This window comes from Hymenobacter koreensis (genome assembly GCF_039541855.1).
Taxonomy (GTDB): Bacteria; Bacteroidota; Bacteroidia; order Cytophagales; family Hymenobacteraceae; genus Solirubrum; species Solirubrum koreensis.
On the sequence record NZ_BAABHA010000013.1, the window covers coordinates 34,010 to 48,917 of the forward strand.

General features: G+C 66.2%; 15 protein-coding genes. 8 read left to right on the forward strand and 7 right to left on the reverse strand.

The window, feature by feature from the left end:
* Positions 1-135 precede the first annotated feature (135 nt).
* The 8 genes from ABD903_RS18090 to ABD903_RS18125 all read left to right on the forward strand — a co-directional run bounded on the left by ABD903_RS18090 (position 136) and on the right by ABD903_RS18125 (position 7,718).
* Entirely contained in the window at positions 136-1,155 is a 1,020-nt protein-coding gene (locus ABD903_RS18090; protein WP_345226665.1) for a 2Fe-2S iron-sulfur cluster-binding protein, read from the forward strand.
* A 13-nt stretch (positions 1,156-1,168) separates the two neighbouring features.
* The gene (locus ABD903_RS18095) at positions 1,169-2,221 is read left to right on the forward strand and encodes an FAD binding domain-containing protein (protein WP_345226667.1); all 1,053 of its coding nucleotides are present in this window, start codon (positions 1,169-1,171) and stop codon (positions 2,219-2,221) included.
* A 23-nt stretch (positions 2,222-2,244) separates the two neighbouring features.
* The gene (locus ABD903_RS18100) at positions 2,245-4,497 is read left to right on the forward strand and encodes a xanthine dehydrogenase family protein molybdopterin-binding subunit (RefSeq protein ID WP_345226669.1); all 2,253 of its coding nucleotides are present in this window, start codon (positions 2,245-2,247) and stop codon (positions 4,495-4,497) included.
* Between the two features lie 124 nt (positions 4,498-4,621).
* Positions 4,622-5,629 (forward strand): SDR family oxidoreductase, encoded by a 1,008-nt coding sequence (locus tag ABD903_RS18105; protein WP_345226670.1) that lies wholly within the window; start codon positions 4,622-4,624, stop codon positions 5,627-5,629.
* Positions 5,630-5,762: 133 nt separating this feature from the next.
* The gene (locus ABD903_RS18110; protein WP_111480633.1) at positions 5,763-6,071 is read left to right on the forward strand and encodes a hypothetical protein; all 309 of its coding nucleotides are present in this window, start codon (positions 5,763-5,765) and stop codon (positions 6,069-6,071) included.
* The gene (locus ABD903_RS18115; protein WP_345226673.1) at positions 6,068-6,355 is read left to right on the forward strand and encodes a hypothetical protein; all 288 of its coding nucleotides are present in this window, start codon (positions 6,068-6,070) and stop codon (positions 6,353-6,355) included. Before ABD903_RS18110 ends, ABD903_RS18115 begins: the two co-directional genes overlap by 4 nt.
* A gap of 63 nt (positions 6,356-6,418) precedes the next feature.
* A complete protein-coding gene (locus tag ABD903_RS18120; protein ID WP_345226674.1) occupies positions 6,419-6,766 on the forward strand; it encodes a hypothetical protein in 348 nt (115 codons plus the stop codon).
* Positions 6,767-6,923: 157 nt separating this feature from the next.
* Positions 6,924-7,718, forward strand: coding sequence for an SDR family NAD(P)-dependent oxidoreductase (locus tag ABD903_RS18125; RefSeq protein WP_345226676.1), 795 nt, complete (start codon positions 6,924-6,926; stop codon positions 7,716-7,718).
* Between the two features lie 83 nt (positions 7,719-7,801).
* Here the strand turns inward: ABD903_RS18125 and ABD903_RS18130 are convergent, their stop codons facing one another.
* The 7 genes from ABD903_RS18130 to ABD903_RS18160 form a co-directional block, all read right to left on the reverse strand.
* Complete coding sequence (locus ABD903_RS18130; RefSeq protein WP_345226677.1) at positions 7,802-8,725, reverse strand: alpha/beta fold hydrolase; 924 nt, start codon at positions 8,723-8,725, stop codon at positions 7,802-7,804.
* An 84-nt stretch (positions 8,726-8,809) separates the two neighbouring features.
* Positions 8,810-9,976: a zinc-dependent alcohol dehydrogenase gene (locus ABD903_RS18135; RefSeq protein ID WP_345226679.1), complete on the reverse strand. Its 1,167-nt coding sequence runs from the start codon at positions 9,974-9,976 to the stop codon at positions 8,810-8,812.
* Between the two features lie 153 nt (positions 9,977-10,129).
* Complete coding sequence (locus ABD903_RS18140) at positions 10,130-10,993, reverse strand: alpha/beta fold hydrolase (protein ID WP_345226681.1); 864 nt, start codon at positions 10,991-10,993, stop codon at positions 10,130-10,132.
* A gap of 42 nt (positions 10,994-11,035) precedes the next feature.
* Positions 11,036-11,584: an RNA polymerase sigma factor gene (locus ABD903_RS18145; RefSeq protein WP_345226682.1), complete on the reverse strand. Its 549-nt coding sequence runs from the start codon at positions 11,582-11,584 to the stop codon at positions 11,036-11,038.
* Between the two features lie 198 nt (positions 11,585-11,782).
* The gene (locus tag ABD903_RS18150; protein WP_345226684.1) at positions 11,783-12,517 is read right to left on the reverse strand and encodes a LytR/AlgR family response regulator transcription factor; all 735 of its coding nucleotides are present in this window, start codon (positions 12,515-12,517) and stop codon (positions 11,783-11,785) included.
* 16 nt (positions 12,518-12,533) lie between these two features.
* Complete coding sequence (locus tag ABD903_RS18155) at positions 12,534-13,595, reverse strand: sensor histidine kinase (RefSeq protein WP_345226686.1); 1,062 nt, start codon at positions 13,593-13,595, stop codon at positions 12,534-12,536.
* A gap of 139 nt (positions 13,596-13,734) precedes the next feature.
* Positions 13,735-14,841: a catalase family protein gene (locus ABD903_RS18160; RefSeq protein WP_345226687.1), complete on the reverse strand. Its 1,107-nt coding sequence runs from the start codon at positions 14,839-14,841 to the stop codon at positions 13,735-13,737.
* Positions 14,842-14,908: the final 67 nt, after the last annotated feature.

Consider the following 14,908-nt stretch of genomic DNA (forward strand, 5'->3'; position numbering starts at 1 on the left):
TGCCGGCTTGCATCACGTGGGGGGCACCAACAGCTGGGACAAGAGTTGGAAGCAAAATGACCTACTCAGTGGCTGCGGAACAGTGGCAGCTAAAGCTCGTATCCTCTTGAAAATCCGCACAAAACTCTGGTGATGATGGCCGAACCAACTGACCTTTTACCGACCGGCGCCTCCGCACCGGACGCCGTGCTGCCCGATGGCTCCCGCCTGTCCGAGCTGCGCGGCCGGCCCGTTATCCTGGCCTTTGCCCCCGACGAGTGGAACCCCACGCATGCTTACCAAAGCGAGATTTTTGCCCGGCTCTCGCAGGAGTTTGGCGCGGGGGCAGCTTTTGTCGACACGGCCATCGAGGACTGGCACGCGCTGGACTGCCGCGGCGCGTTGGCGGCACAATTTGGCGTGGGCGGCCAACAGGCGCTGTTTCTGCTGGATGAGCACGGCATCGTCCGCTGGCAAACCGTGGTCGGGCCGGGCCAGCAGCTGAGCGCCGGCCAGGTGCTGGCGGCCCTGCAAGCCCTGCATCCGGCACTGGCCAGCGGGGCAAGCGGTGAATGGGGGGGCGGGCTCTCGCGCCGCACCTTCGTCACGGCTACGCTGGCGGCAGCCGCCTTGCTATTGCTGCCCGGCTGCAGCCCCGGTGCTGACGACAAATCGGCGCAGGAAGCGCAAGCGGCCGCCCGCGGCTCCGGTAAAATAGCCGTCACGCTTACCATCAACGGCAAAACGCACCGCCTGCAGTTCGACCCGCGCGTGGCCTTGCTCGACGCGCTGCGCGAAGAGCTGCACCTGACCGGCACCAAAAAAGGCTGCGACCACGGCCAGTGCGGCGCCTGCACCGTGCACCTGGACGGGCACAGCGCCCTCTCGTGCCTCACGCTGGCCGTCATGGCCCAGGGCAAGCAGATTACCACCATCGAAGGCCTGGCCAGCGGGGAGGAGCTGCACCCCCTGCAGGCAGCTTTTCTCAAGCACGACGCCTTTCAGTGCGGCTACTGCACGCCGGGGCAGATTATGGCGGCCTCGGCCCTGCTGCAGGACCCGCACACGCCGGCCGGCTCGGCCGTGGAGCTGCGCGAGGCCCTGAGCGGCAATTTGTGCCGCTGCGCCGCCTACCCCAACATCATCGCCGCCATTCAGGAAGTTCAACGCGCCTAGCACTGCCCCGCTTATGCACCCGTTTCAGTACCAGCGCGCCGAGAGTGCCGAACAAGCCGTGGCCACTGTGGCCCTCAACCCCGCGGCCAAGTTCATTGCCGGCGGCACCTCGCACGTCGACTTGATGAAGGAAGACGTGCACCGCCCCGCTCTGCTGGTCGACGTATCGGCCCTGCCGCTGCGCGAGATTAGCGCGTTTGAGGGCGGGTTGCGCATCGGTGCGGGCGTCTCCAACACCACCGCGGCCTACTACGCCGACGTGCAGCGCCGCTACCCGGCGGTCAGCGAAGCCCTGCTCGCCGGGGCCTCGGTGCAGATTCGCAACATGGCCTCCATGGCCGGCAACCCACTGCAGCGCACCCGCTGCCCCTACTTCCGCGACCCGACGCAGGCCTGCAACAAGCGCCAGCCGGGCTCGGGATGCGCGGCCATTGGCGGCTACAACCACGTGCACGCCCTGTTCGGAACCTCGGCGGCCTGCATCGCCACCCACCCCAGCGACCTGGCCGTGGCCTTGTCGGCCCTTGATGCCCGGGTGCAGACCCTGGGGCCACGCGGCCCGCGCACCATTGCCTTTCCCGAGCTGCACCGCCTGCCCGGCGACACGCCCCACCTGGACACGGTGCTGGCGCACGGCGAGTTGATTACCAGCATCGACCTGCCCGCTTTCACCGGCCGCTCCCATTACCTGAAGGTGCGGGAGCGGGCCTCCTATGCCTACGCGCTGGTGTCGTGCGCCGTGGCACTGGAAATGAGCGGCGGCAAGCTGCAGCGGGTGCGGGTGGCGCTGGGCGGGGTGGCGCACAAGCCCTGGCGGCTGCCGGCAGTCGAGGCCATGCTCGCGGGGCAGCCGCCTTCCGAGAAGCTGTTCCGGGCCGCCGCGCAGGCCGCCTTTGCCGACGCCAGGCCGCTGGAGCACAATGCCTACAAAGTTCCCATGGGCCGCGACCTACTGGTGCGGGCGCTGCTGGAAACCAGCGGCCTGCGGCCCCTGCAAGGCCTGGCCGGCACGGCCTTCGCGGCCAGCGTGGGCGGCGTGGCCGGCCAGCTGGCGGTGCCCCGTTAAATCTACTTATCCTACCTCGTGAGATGATGCCCGCCACTGGAAAACCCCTTGACCGCGTCGACGGTCGCCATAAAGTCACCGGCGCCGCGCGCTACACGGCCGAATGGGACGTCCCGGGCCTGGTGTACGGGGCTGTCGTGGACAGCGGCATCGCGCACGGCACGGTGCAAGCCATTGACGTGGCAGCGGCCCGCAACGCCCCGGGCGTGCTGGCGGTGCTCACCCACGAAAACGCGCCCCGCCTGCAGCCGCTTCCCGACAAAGTGGGAGAAACGCAGTTCCGCGGCGAAGGAGGCATCACCGAGACCCGGCAGCCGCTGCAAAGCGCCGCCATCGAGTACGCCGGCCAGCCCCTGGCCGTGGTGGTGGCCGACACCTACGAGCGGGCCTGGCACGCGGCGACGCTGGTGCGCGTCACGTACGCCGGGCAGGCGCCCCAGCTGGCCATGGCTTCGGCCAGCCGCAAGACCCTGCCCGAAACGTTTTTGGGCAACAACAAGGAAAAGCTGCAGGTCACTGTCGGTAACCCCGGGGCCGCGCTGGCAGCCGCCCCGGTGCGGCTGGAAGCAGTTTACGAGTCGGCCATCACCCACCACAACCCCCTGGAGCTGCTGGCCACGATTGCGCGCTGGGAAAAGCGCGATGGCGCTGATTTTCTCACCCTCTACGACACCACCCGCGCCCTGGAAGTACTGCAGGAAGTCATGGCCACGTCGCTGGCATTGCCCAAGGAGAGCGTACACATCATCTGCCCCTTTATCGGCGGGGCGTTCGGGGCCAAAGGCTGGCTCTACGCCCCGCCGCTGCTCACGGCCATCGCCGCCCGGGTGGTGGGCCGGCCGGTGAAAATCGAGTGGCGCCGCCAGGACATGTTCGCCGTGGCCGGGCAGCGCGCCGCCACCCGGCAAACCCTGGCGCTGGGCGCCACGCAGGACGGCAAAATCACGGCCCTGCGCCACGACACGCTCACGCATGCCTCCCAGTCCAGCGGCTTTACCGAGCCCTGCGCCCGGGTGTCGCGCATGCTGTACGCGGTGCCCAATATGAGCTTCGCCCACCAGCTGGCCCACCTGCACCTGCCCTCGCCCTGCCCCATGCGCGGGCCCGGCGAAACCGTGGGCGGCTGGGCCCTGGAATGCGCCATCGATGAACTGGCCGCTAAGCTCAACCTGGACCCCGTGGAGCTGCGCCTGCGCAACTACGCCGAGAAAAACCCCGAAACCGGCCAGCCCTGGTCGAGCAAGCACCTGCGCGAGTGCTACGCCCGGGGCCGGCAGCTCATCGGCTGGGACGCCCGCAACCCGCAGCCGCGCTCCATGCGCGAAGGCACGCAGCTAATTGGCTACGGCATGGCCACCACCATGTACCCGGCGGGCCGGCGCGAGGCCAAGGCCCGCGCCACCCTTTTCGCCGACGGCCGCGCCCTGGTGCAGAGCGCCACCCACGAGCTGGGCAACGGGGCCTACACCATCTTCCGTCAAATCAGCGCCGACGCGCTGGCCCTGCCCGTCGAGCGGGTGCGATTTGAGCTGGGGGATTCGGCGCTGCCCGCGGCACCCGCCACGGGCGGCTCCACCACCACGGCCACCGTGGGCCCGGCCGCGCAGGCGGCGGCCCGGGCGGTGCTGGAAGCCATGAAAAGCTTGGCCGGGCGTGACCCTGCTTCCCCGCTGCACGGCGCGGCCCCCGAAGCCATTGAGGCCCGGGAGGGCCGTCTGGTACTCAAGTCCAACCCCGCAACCGGGGAAGAGTACGGCGCGATTCTGCGGCGGGCCAAGCTGCCTTCCCTCGTGGCCACGGACGGCGCCAAGCCGGGGGAGGAGCGCGAAAAGTATTCTTTTTACTCGTTCGGGGCGGTGTTTGCGCAGGTACGGGTAGACGAGGCCAGCGGCTCGATTCGCGTGGCCCGCCTCTGCGGGGTGTACGATGTGGGCCGGCTGATGAACCCCAAGACGGCACACTCCCAGATAATCGGCGGCATGGTCATGGGCGTGGGCGCCACGCTGATGGAAGCCACGCACTACGATGCGCGCAACGGCCGCGCGGTGGTGCGCAACCTGGCCGACTACCATGTGCCCAGCATGGCCGATACGCCCGACATGCAGGTGGAATGGCTCAACATCCCCGACCCCCACATCAGCGAGCTGGGCGCCCGCGGCATCGGCGAGATTGGCTGCGTGGGCACGGCGGCGGCCATTACCAACGCCGTGTTCCACGCCACGGGCCGGCGCCGGCGCTCCTTACCGCTCACCCCCGACAAGCTGCTGAACAGCTAGCCAAACCCCGAGCGACACCGTAATAGGCCCTTTATCCCTGGAATCTAGTTTATCGTTTTACCCTTTCTCCACATCCAGCAACTATCACCTCCAACAACGTTTCACCCACAAGCAGGTAGTGCATATGAAAAACGAGCATAAAATCAGCCGGCGCAAGGTGTTGAGCGGCCTGGGAGCGGGATTGGCGGCCGCAGCGGTGGCGCCGGTGTTTGGGGCCGAAGGAGCCACGGCCCCGGCAGGGGCGGCTGCGGAGCCGCTGCAGGACCCCACCAGCAAGTTTCCCAAACCGCCGTTCAAGGCGCAGTCGCAGCCCTGGCCGGGCCTGGCCAGCAAGATGGAGCCCCGGCCCGACCACGGCGAAACCAGCTACAAGGGCTCGGGGCGGCTGGCTGGCCGCAAGGCCTTGATTACCGGGGGCGACTCGGGCATGGGCCGGGCCGCGGCCATTGCCTACGCCCGCGAGGGCGCCGACGTGGCCATCAACTACCTGCCCGCCGAAGAAGCCGATGCCCAGGAAGTCATTGCCCTGATTAAAAAGGAAGGGCGCAAGGCGTTGGCCATTCCGGGGGATTTGCGCGACGAGGCCTTTTGCCAGCGCCTGGTCAACGAGGCCGTGCGGGGGCTGGGCGGGCTCGACATCCTGGTCAACAACGCCGCGCGCCAGCAAACCAAGCCGTCCATTCTGGATATCTCCTCTGCCGACTTTGACGCAACGATGAAAATCAACATTTACGCGCCCTTTTGGCTTACCAAAGCGGCTTTGCCCCATCTCAAGCCGGGCGCGGCCATCATCAGCACCACCTCGGAGCAGGCCTACGACCCTTCGGCCGAGCTGCACGACTACGCCATGACCAAGGCGGCCAACATGAGCTACGTCAAGTCACTGGCCAAGCAGCTGGGCCCGAAAGGCATTCGCGTGAACGGCGTGGCGCCGGGCCCCATCTGGACGCCCTTGCAGGTGAGCGGCGGTGCCACTCAGGAAAAGCTCAAAAAGTTTGGCGGCGACACGCCCCTGGGCCGGCCCGGGCAGCCGGTGGAGTTGGCCTCCATTTACGTGCAGCTGGCGGCCAGCGACGCCAGCTACGCTACCGGCCAGGTGTACGGCGCCGGCGGCGGGGGCGGCCAGCCTTAACAGCTCGGCTTTCCAGCCCCAAACAAAGCGGGTCGAAAAGCGCTTTTCGGCCCGCCTGTACTTTCCGCCTTTTTCTCTTACCAGACCTTCGCGGCACTCGTCTTGGAGCAGTACCGCCCTCTAGCCGACTGCTGTGCCTGACTGTACCTCCACTGCCCTTGCGCGGGCCTATATCGAGCCGGCCGGCTCCACGGCCGAGTTGCTGCTGCTCATCCAATTTTCCTACCAGCCCAGCATCGTGTGGGAGTGGGACTTCCCCTACCTGCTGTGGAACGAGTGGGGAATCGGTAAAACCGCGACTTGGCTGGGGGAGCAGTTTCGTCAGCTCGATGCTGCCACGTTTGACGCGGTGGGCGGCGAAGTGCTCCGGGCCTTGCGGCAGGCGCTGGCCCTGCACCAGCGCTACTACGGCGCCGCGTGGCTTGCGCCGGCCCGGGCATGAGCGCCCCGGCTTTTTACATCGTGCGGGCCACGGCCTACGTCGCCAGCGGACAGGTCACCGTTTGGGTCGGGCGGCGTACGCCCGCCGGGCCCCATGTGTGGCGCTGGGAAGTACTGCGGGTGCTGTGGCAATCGATGGGCACCGCCGAGACGGCCCGCTGGGTGGCCCGTGAATACCACCAAGCTTATCCCGAGGCGGCCGCCGAGATTGAGCCCCGGGCCTTGGCCGCTGCCGTAGCTCAAGCCCTGGCGGTGGTAGAGCCGCTGTACCAGCCGGGAGCCTAATCCAGTCCAGGATTTCTTTACCGCCGGCGCTGCTATTTCTCCTACCTGGTTCTGTCTTGCCCCATGATGTACCCGCTCTGGCTACTGGCCTTGCCCTTGTATGGGGCATGGTACTGCCTCCGCCGACTGAGCGGGCCGGCAACACCCAGCCGGGCCGCTTATGCCGGCCTGGTTGGCAGTGTAACGGGCCTGCTCCTGCTGGGCCTGATGCTCGGTTGGGGCGTGGTGGACGCTGCACCCGGGCACATACCCTGGGGGCTGTGGGGATGGCTGGGGGTGCTGCTCTGGTGTGCCTTGTACCCTAGCCTGCAGGTTCTGCTTCGTTTTTATAGTAGGGCGAGGCTGCAGCGTGGCCTACTGTGGCTGGCCGATGCCCTGGCCCTGGCCTGGGTAATTCGGCACTGGGTGTAGTCCCAGGCGACGGCAGGCAGCCCCGGTACGCCCTTCAGGCGCACTCCCCGCAAGTAATCGTAACCTTCGGGCAGACTGCGGGGTAAGAATTTCCAACCCTCCTGGCGACTTGCTTACTGATTTAGGTCTTCCTCCACTTCTTACCAATCTCAACCTTATGGCCAACCAAACCGTCCTGATTACCGGTGCGTCCAGCGGCATCGGCTTTGAACTTGCCCGCTGCTTTGCCCGCGACGGCTACCGCCTCATCCTCTCGGCCCGCCCCGGCGGCGACCTGGAGCAAGCCGCGCAGAACATCCAGCAGGAATTTGCCGGCGTACAAACCGTTGTTATCCCCGCCGATTTGAGCACCCACGAGGGGCCGCTGCACCTGTTCAAGGAAACCCAGCGCCAGGGCCTGCAGGTGGATGTGCTGGTCAACGACGCGGGCTTCGGCGAAGCCGGCTTGTTTGTCGAAACCGACCTGCAGAAGGAAATGGGCATCGTGCACGTGAACGTGCTGGCCCTGATGACGCTCACCAAGCTCTTCCTGCGCGAAATGACCACCCGCAACGCCGGCAAAATCCTGCAGCTGGGCTCGGTTGTCTCGTTTCTGCCCAACCCCCGCCAGGCCGTGTACGCCGCCACCAAAGCCTTTGTGCTGAGCTTCTCCGAGGCGCTGCAGCAGGAACTTAAGGAAATGAAATCGGACGTAACGATGACTATCCTGTGCCCGCCGGCCACCGAAACCGACTTTTTCCGCGTCGCGAATGCCGAGGATACCAAAGTGGGCCAAAGCAAGAAAGCCACGGCCCAAGAAGTGGCCGAAGGCGGCTACAAAGGCCTGCTCAACGGCGATGCCCGGGTGCTGCCCACCTTCGGGGCCAAGATGAACTTTGCCTCCAGCGTGTTCTTCCCCGACTCCATGCTGGCCACCATGATGAACATGCAGATGCAGCCGGAAAGCAAGTAGCGGCGCTGCCTTATTAACCTAAAAAGCCCGGCCAGTATTCTGGCCGGGCTTTTTGCGAATCAGCTAGCAGCCTTTCAGGTCGGTTAGCGCCGCCGGCGTAGCAGCCAGAACGCGCTGGCGACGACCAGTAGCCCGGCGGCGACGACGGCCGCTCCCGGCACCGCGCGGGCCTTTGCCGGCCGCCGGTCCACCGCGGCAATGTCCTCGTCGCGGAACGGCTGCCGGGACACGGCTGCCAGAATCAGGCGCACGGTTTCGGCGGGCTGGTCCCACTGGGGAAAGTGTCCGCTGCCGGCAAACCAGTACAGGCGGGCGTCAGGAAATGCGGCCAGGGCCCGCGGCGCCTGGCCGGGCAGGCACACCCGGTCGTGCCGCCCCCAGCCAATGACGAGCGGGGCTGGCAAACTGCCCTTTGCGGCGCCCTGCTGTACCTCGCCGTGCGCCAGCGCGTCCAGCAATTCCGCAAAGACGGGCGTGTGGGCCAGGGAGTGCATTTCTTCCTGCGCCAGCTGAGCATCCACGGCCCAGGGCCGGGCCGAAAACTGGGGCAGCAGCGCCGTGCGCCCCGCCGCCGAGTGCATCAGCGCGGGCATCACCGGCTGCAGGGCCGTCACCAGCTTTTGCGACAGGGCCACGGAATGGTAGAAGAACGGCACTTCCCAGCCTTCCCAGAACCCGCCCGGGTCCAGCGACACCACGGCGCCCAGCACCCCGCCGCGCCGGGCCAGTTCGAGCACCAGCCGGGCGCCCATGGAGTTGCCCACCGCGTCGATTCCCAGCAGGCCCTGCTCGGCCAGAAAGGCCGTCAGCGCATCGGCCAGCGTGCCGATGGTGTGCGGCCCCGCCAGCGGCGGCGACGCCCCGTGCCCGGGCAGGTCCACGGCAATAACCTCGTGCTCGGCCGCCAGGGCGTCGAGAATCGTGTTCCAGGAGCGGCCGCTGCCGCCAATGCCGTGAACCAGGAGCAGGGGCGGACCGGAGCCCCGCCGGATGAAATGAAGTGCCATAGCAAAAGAGAACAAGCTGCCCGGCCGCCACACGGGCCGCCGGGCTGTAACGTGAAGGGCCGCCGAACGGCCCAAATCGGCTGGCTACGCGCCGGGCGTGAGCACCACCTTGGTGCAGTTGTCCTTTTTGTGGCGGAAGATGTCGTAGCCGTGGGGGGCCTGCGAGAGGGGCAGCCGGTGGGAGATGATGTCGTCGAGGCGCACGTCGCCGTTGGCCACGTGCTGCAACAGCTTGTCGATGTGCTTGTGCGCGGGGGCCTGGCCGCCCTGCATGATGATGCCCTTGTCGAAAAACTGGTGGATGGGGAAGTTGTCGAAGGGCGAGGAGTATACGCCCAGCACCGACACAAAGCCGCCGCGGCGCACGGCGCTCATGCAGGCCAGCAAGACCTTGTCGGAGCCTTTCTCCAGGTTCACAACGGCCTTGGCCCGGTCGAGCAGGCTGCGGTCGGGCTCGAAGCCCACGGCTTCCACGCATACGTGCGCCCCGTAGCCGCCCGACATGCTGCGAATAGCGTCGACCACCTGCTGGTGGTCTTCCCACAAAATGCCCTCGGCGTTAGCGGCTTTCTTCGCCAAATCCAGCCGGTATTGCTGGGTGTCGACGATAATAACGCGGCTAGCCCCGCGCAGCCAAGCCGACTTGGCGGCCATGATGCCCACCGGGCCCGAGCCGAAGATGGCCACGATTTCGCCGCCCTTCACATTGGCCCAGTCGATACCAGAATAGCCCGTGGGGAAGATGTCGGTCAGGAAAAGTACTTGCTCGTCGGTGAGGTTATCCGGCACTTTGCGGGGCCCGAAATCGGCGTAGGGCACGCGGGCGTACTCGGCCTGGCCGCCGTCGTAGCCGCCATATAGGTCGGTGTAGCCAAACAGCGCGCCGCCCTTCTCCGTGAGCAGGCCGCCCTCGGGGCCGTAGTGCTCGGGGTTGGAGTTTTCGCAGTGGCCGGGCAGCTCGTGGTTGCAGAACAGGCAGTGGCCGCAGGCAATGGGGAAGGGCACCACCACCCGGTCGCCGCGCTTGAGGTTGCTCACGCCCTTGCCCACTTCCTCCACGATGCCCATGAACTCGTGGCCCAGGGTCATGGGCCGGGGCTGCGGGATGCTGCCGTTATAGATGTGCAAATCAGAGCCGCAGATGGCCGTGCTCGTGACGCGGATAATGGCGTCGCGCTCGTCCTGGATGGTGGGGTCGTCGACCGTGTCAACGCGCACGTCGCGCATGCCGTGGATTCGGAGGGCTTTCATGGAAAAAGTGGGTTGAAGATGAGAAGTAAGGGCTGATAGGCAAGAAACTTACTGTACGTGGCGCAAGGCGAAAAAGGGTGCGGCTTGCTCCGACGCGCTAAAAAAAGTCCGGCCCTGCACGCAGAGCCGGACCTGGGGAGCAGCGCCGGGCTGTTAACTGACCTGCCCGCCGCGCACCTCCGTGCCGGTGACGAAGTCAATCAGGTCGCGGTTGAGCTTGTCCTTCTCGGTGATGAACAGGCCGTGCGGGGCGTCGCTGTAGGCAATGTAAGTGGCGTGGGGCAGGTGGTTTTTCATCCGGTCGCCGCTGTTTTTGATGGGCACGGTCTTGTCGTCTTCGCCGTGAATCACCAGCGCGGGCACCCGGATGCCGGCCAAGTCCTGGCGGAAGTCCGTTTCGGCAAAGGCGTGGGCGCAGGCCACCGTGGCCTGGTGGGAGCCGAGCGCGGCCATGTTGAACGACCAGTCCAGCACGGCCTGGCTGACGGGCTTGCTCAGCGCCCCTTCGCCGTAGAACTGCTTGCCGAAGGTCTGCAGGAAGTCGAACCGGTCCTTGGCCAGGTTCTGCTGGATGTCGTCGAAGGTGGACTTGTCCACGCCGTCGGGGTTGTCGTCGGTTTTGAGCAGGTAGGGCGTCACCGAGGAAACGAATACGACCTTGGCCACGCGGGCCCCGCCGTGGCGGCTCATGTAGCGGGCCACCTCGCCGCCGCCCATGGAAAAGCCCACCAGCGTCACGTTCTGCAAGTTCAGCGTGTCGAGCACGGCCTTCAAATCGTCGGCCAGCGTGTCGTAGTCGTAGCCCTCGAAGGGCTGGGAGGAGTTGCCGAAGCCGCGGCGGGTGTAGGCAATGGCGCGAATGCCGTGCTTAGGCAGCTCGCCCAGTTGGTAGGTCCAGGCCTCGTGGCTCTGGGGCCAGCCGTGGATGAGCACCACCGGGGCGCCCTGGCCCTGGTCGGTGTAGTGCAGCTTGATGTCTTCGCCGTTGGCATCCTGGCCGACTTTGATGTAGCTCATGTAAGAAAAGGTAAGGGGTGAAAAAATGGATTAAATTTCTTGCTATGCTTCCTGCAACCGGCCGGCCAGCTCCTTCAAGGCCTGCCGCGCCCGGGTCTTGACCGTGCCCAGCGGCCACCCCAGCGTTTCAGCGGCCTCCTCCTGGGTACAGCCCCCGAAGTAGAGCAGGTCCAGTACGCACTGGTAGTGCGGGCGCAGCTGCCCAGGCCAGTCGGCCACGCCGATGTGCTCGGTCTGAAACCCCGGAATACTCAGCAGGTGCGCTTCCAAACTTTCGTGCAGGGAATCGGTGCGCTCGCGGCGGCCGCGCTGGACGCGCATATGGTCGATGGCGGCGTGCCGGCACACGTTCAGGGCCCAGGTATAGAGGCGGCCCCGCGCGGGGTTGTATTGCGCAAAGGCAAACCAGATTTTAATCATGCTCTCCTGCAGCACGTCCTCGGCCGCGGCCTGGTGCCGTACCAGCCGGTGAATGACGTGGAACAGGCTCAGCGCGTACCGGTCATAGAACAGGGCCATGGCCGCTTCGTCGCGGCCACGCAGGCGCTGGACCAGGTCCTGCTCCGTGTCAGCATAAGTAGAAGTTGGCATGCGCAAAGCGGTAGCGGCAAGCGAGCAAGGCCGCTACCGGCTGTTTCCCTTCGCCTGGGTTTGGTCGCGGCCGTCTGGCCCGGACATGACCGTGCATACGCCGGTTTAGTCAGTGCGTGGGCTGTTGTGGGACGAATAGGACTATTTACGGGACGAGAGGCACGCCAGGCCTGAGCGCGGGCCATTGCCTACCGCTCCCTACAGCGCAAATCCCTTAAGAAAACGCTGGATGTTCTCGGCGTAGCCGCGCGACGAGGTCAGGTGGGTACCGTCGTGCAGGGTTAGCAAATACTCGCCACGGGTCCAGGGGCGCAGGTCCTTGAGGTAGCGCGTATTGACGACCAGCGAGCGGTGCACGCGCAGAAAGCTGCTGGGGTCGAGGCGGCTTTCGAGTTGGCCGAGCGTGGCGCGCAACTGGTGCTGCCGCCCGTCGGCGTGCAGGGTGACGTAGTTGCCGCTGGCTTCCAGGTACTGGACCTGCTCGGCCGCCACGAAGTAATAGTGCCCGGGCTGCTTGACCAGCAGCTGCTCGGCCGGCGGCGCGGGATGTGGCCGGCGCTGGGCCAGCAGGCGCCGCAGGTGGGCCAGGCACTCGTGGAAACGCTCCTCGTCCAGGGGCTTGAGCAGGTAATCCACGGCGTGCGTCTCAAAGGCTTGCAGCGTATACTGGTCGTAAGCCGTCACGAACACCACCAGCGGCCAGGGCCCGTCCCCCTCCAGCTGGCGCAGTACCTGCACCCCGCTCAAGTCGGGCATCTGCACGTCCAGGAACACCACATCCACCGCCGGCCCCTGCTGCAGGGCAGCCAAGGCCTCGGCGCCATTGCGGCACTCCCCAAGCACGGCAAAGTCCGTTGTTTCGCCCAGCAGCTGGGTCAGGCGCCGGCGGGCCAGGGGTTCGTCGTCGACGAGCAGGGTACGAAAGGGTTCCAAAGGCGAAACAGCGGGGTTAGGCAGTGATGAAGGGCAAATCCAGCCAGACGGTGAAGCCCTGGCCTGCGCCCGTATCGATGCGCAGGCTGGCCCCAGCTCCGTGCAGGGCGCGCAGCCGGTCCTCGGTGTTGCGCAGGCCGATGCCCCAGGCGCCGTCAAAGCCGGGTGCACCCGGCCCGTCGTCGTACACGCCCAGCTGCAGCCGCTCGCCCTGCCGCGTGGCCCGCAGGCAGACGGTTCCGCCGTCGGGGTTGCGGGCAATGCCGTGGCGCACGGCGTTTTCCACCAGGGGCTGCAGCAGCAGGCTCGGCACCAGCGCGGGCCGGGCCTGCGGGTCCACTTCGTAGCATAACTTGAGCCGGTCGCTGAAGCGAATCTGCTCGATTTCCAAATACAGGGCCGTGAATTGCAACTCCTGCTCCAGGGTAACTTGCTGGGCGTCGGAGTGGTCGAGCACCACGCGCAGAAACTGGCCCAGCTTGCCCATCATGCGCTGCCCGGCCTTGGGGTCGTCGCCGGTCAGGGCGGCAATGGCGTTGAGGGCGTTAAAGAGAAAGTGGGGCTTGAGCTGCATCTTCAGCGCCTGTAGCTGCGCCTGCACCAGCTGGGTTTCCAGGCGGGCCGCTTCCAGGCTGCGGTGGCGGTACCGGTCGGAGTACTCCAGGGCGTAGGCCGCCAGCAGCAGCATCCAATACATGGGCACCCACACGTTGAGCGAGGCCACGATGGCGGCCCAGCTCACCTCGGTGCCGGGCACGGCCAGCAGGCGCAGCACCAGCACATACACGGCCCGGTAGCCCACCGTCAGCGCGACCCCGGCCGCGACGTGTACCAGGAGCTTGACCAGTAAGCCGCGGCGGCCAGCCGTCAGGTCGAAGCGGGACGCCAGGGCAAACACCACCGGCGTAAGCAGCGCCCAGAGCAGGCTGTGCAGCAGCGGGCTCAGCACCACGGTGCGCCAGTGCACGGCCGCGCCCCGGCTAACCGCCTGGCCGTAGACAAGCCCCATCATGAACAGGGCAAACAACAGCCAGGCCAGCGCGATGCGTCCCCATTTCATGCGTTCCAGGTGCAGCATAACCGACAGGTGGGCAACTCGGAGTTGCCAAAAGGTGAATCAACGGCCCGGCCCCGGCCAGGGTTGGCTGGCCCGGGGGCACGCGGCAGGCAGCGCCCCCGGTTGGCTTCCGGTCTGCTACTGCCCCGACGGCGCGAGCTTAGTCCGGCAGCTCATTGATGTCGCGGGGCTCGAGGCGGGGCTGGGCGTTCATGCGGTGGCGGTAGGCCGTGGAAGTTTCGTAGGCCTGGATGCGGGCCCGGTTGATGGAGCCCAGCGGCAGGTGCTCGGGCAGGCAGTGGAAGGGATTGAATGAAAGCACATCGTCCGCAAAGGCCCGGCGGGCGGGGCTGAAGGCCTCCTGGGCCGGAATAACGATTTTGCCCAAGGGCTGGTAGGGGCTCTGGTCCTGGGGCCAGTCCACGGCGGCGTCTTCCACAGGCATGGCCTGCAGGTCGGTACAAAGTTGGGCGCGCAGCTCATACTCGGCGCCCTGGGCGCGGAAGAAGTCCACCACCAGGTCGCGCCAACCGGCTTGGTCGGTAATTTTTACCGGCTCGCCGGCCAGGGCTTGCACGTTGGCTGAGAGTGGGGCCACGCTGATTTTCGACACATACTCGCCGAAGCGGATGGCGCCGAGCGTGGTAAAGGTTTCGCCCAGGAGGTGGTTGTGCGGGTGGGGCGGCACCACCAGCGGAATTTCCTTCTTAATGCCCACGGCATCGAGGGCTTGATTCACCAACGTGCCGGCCTCGGTCAGGAGCGTAGTGACCACCTCCGGGGCGTGCAGGAACACCTTTTCCTGGCGCAGCTGCATGTCGTGGTAGCTCTTGATGTCGCCGGTCGGAATGATGGTGTCGTTGACCATGAGGAAGTCCTGGGTGACTTCGTCGGCCTGGTCGGGCAGGAACTTCCGGCCTTCTACCCCGATGATTTTCACGGCCATGCCCTTTACCGCCGATTGGGTATCGGAGTCGATGGAGCCGGGGGCCGACGACAAGCGGATAATGACCGGGTACACTCGGGGCTGCCGGAACATGCCCTGGGCCAGGTGCGCGGGCAGGTTGGGATACACGTGCAGTTCGCCGCGCAGAATCCCGTGGCTTTTGGCGTGGGCGTCACGGATGGCGTGGCGGTGCTTTTCGAACATAAAGCGGTTGACCCGCGCCATCGACTCGACGGTTTCGTCGATAAGCTGCTGCTCGTTGGGTTGAATTTCTTCCACTCCGGAATCGAAGCGGACGTAGGCGGTAGTGGGGATGGACATAAACCGGGGATTAAGTGGCTATGCCTTACCATACGCGCAGTATTGCCGTTTGGGATTGGTGCCCTAC

Excerpts from the sequence above, each read along its gene's own strand:
- ABD903_RS18130 (WP_345226677.1), bottom strand. The coding sequence starts at position 8,725 with ATGGCACTTCATTTCATCCGGCGGGGCTCCGGTCCGCCCCTGCTCCTG.
- ABD903_RS18125 (WP_345226676.1), top strand. The coding sequence starts at position 6,924 with ATGGCCAACCAAACCGTCCTGATTACCGGTGCGTCCAGCGGCATCGGC.
- ABD903_RS18090 (WP_345226665.1), top strand. The coding sequence starts at position 136 with ATGGCCGAACCAACTGACCTTTTACCGACCGGCGCCTCCGCACCGGAC.
- ABD903_RS18140 (WP_345226681.1), bottom strand. The coding sequence starts at position 10,993 with ATGAGCTACATCAAAGTCGGCCAGGATGCCAACGGCGAAGACATCAAG.
- ABD903_RS18160 (WP_345226687.1), bottom strand. The coding sequence starts at position 14,841 with ATGTCCATCCCCACTACCGCCTACGTCCGCTTCGATTCCGGAGTGGAA.
- ABD903_RS18155 (WP_345226686.1), bottom strand. The coding sequence starts at position 13,595 with ATGCTGCACCTGGAACGCATGAAATGGGGACGCATCGCGCTGGCCTGG.
- ABD903_RS18135 (WP_345226679.1), bottom strand. The coding sequence starts at position 9,976 with ATGAAAGCCCTCCGAATCCACGGCATGCGCGACGTGCGCGTTGACACG.
- ABD903_RS18120 (WP_345226674.1), top strand. The coding sequence starts at position 6,419 with ATGATGTACCCGCTCTGGCTACTGGCCTTGCCCTTGTATGGGGCATGG.
- ABD903_RS18105 (WP_345226670.1), top strand. The coding sequence starts at position 4,622 with ATGAAAAACGAGCATAAAATCAGCCGGCGCAAGGTGTTGAGCGGCCTG.
- ABD903_RS18095 (WP_345226667.1), top strand. The coding sequence starts at position 1,169 with ATGCACCCGTTTCAGTACCAGCGCGCCGAGAGTGCCGAACAAGCCGTG.
- ABD903_RS18100 (WP_345226669.1), top strand. The coding sequence starts at position 2,245 with ATGATGCCCGCCACTGGAAAACCCCTTGACCGCGTCGACGGTCGCCAT.
- ABD903_RS18145 (WP_345226682.1), bottom strand. The coding sequence starts at position 11,584 with ATGCCAACTTCTACTTATGCTGACACGGAGCAGGACCTGGTCCAGCGC.
- ABD903_RS18115 (WP_345226673.1), top strand. The coding sequence starts at position 6,068 with ATGAGCGCCCCGGCTTTTTACATCGTGCGGGCCACGGCCTACGTCGCC.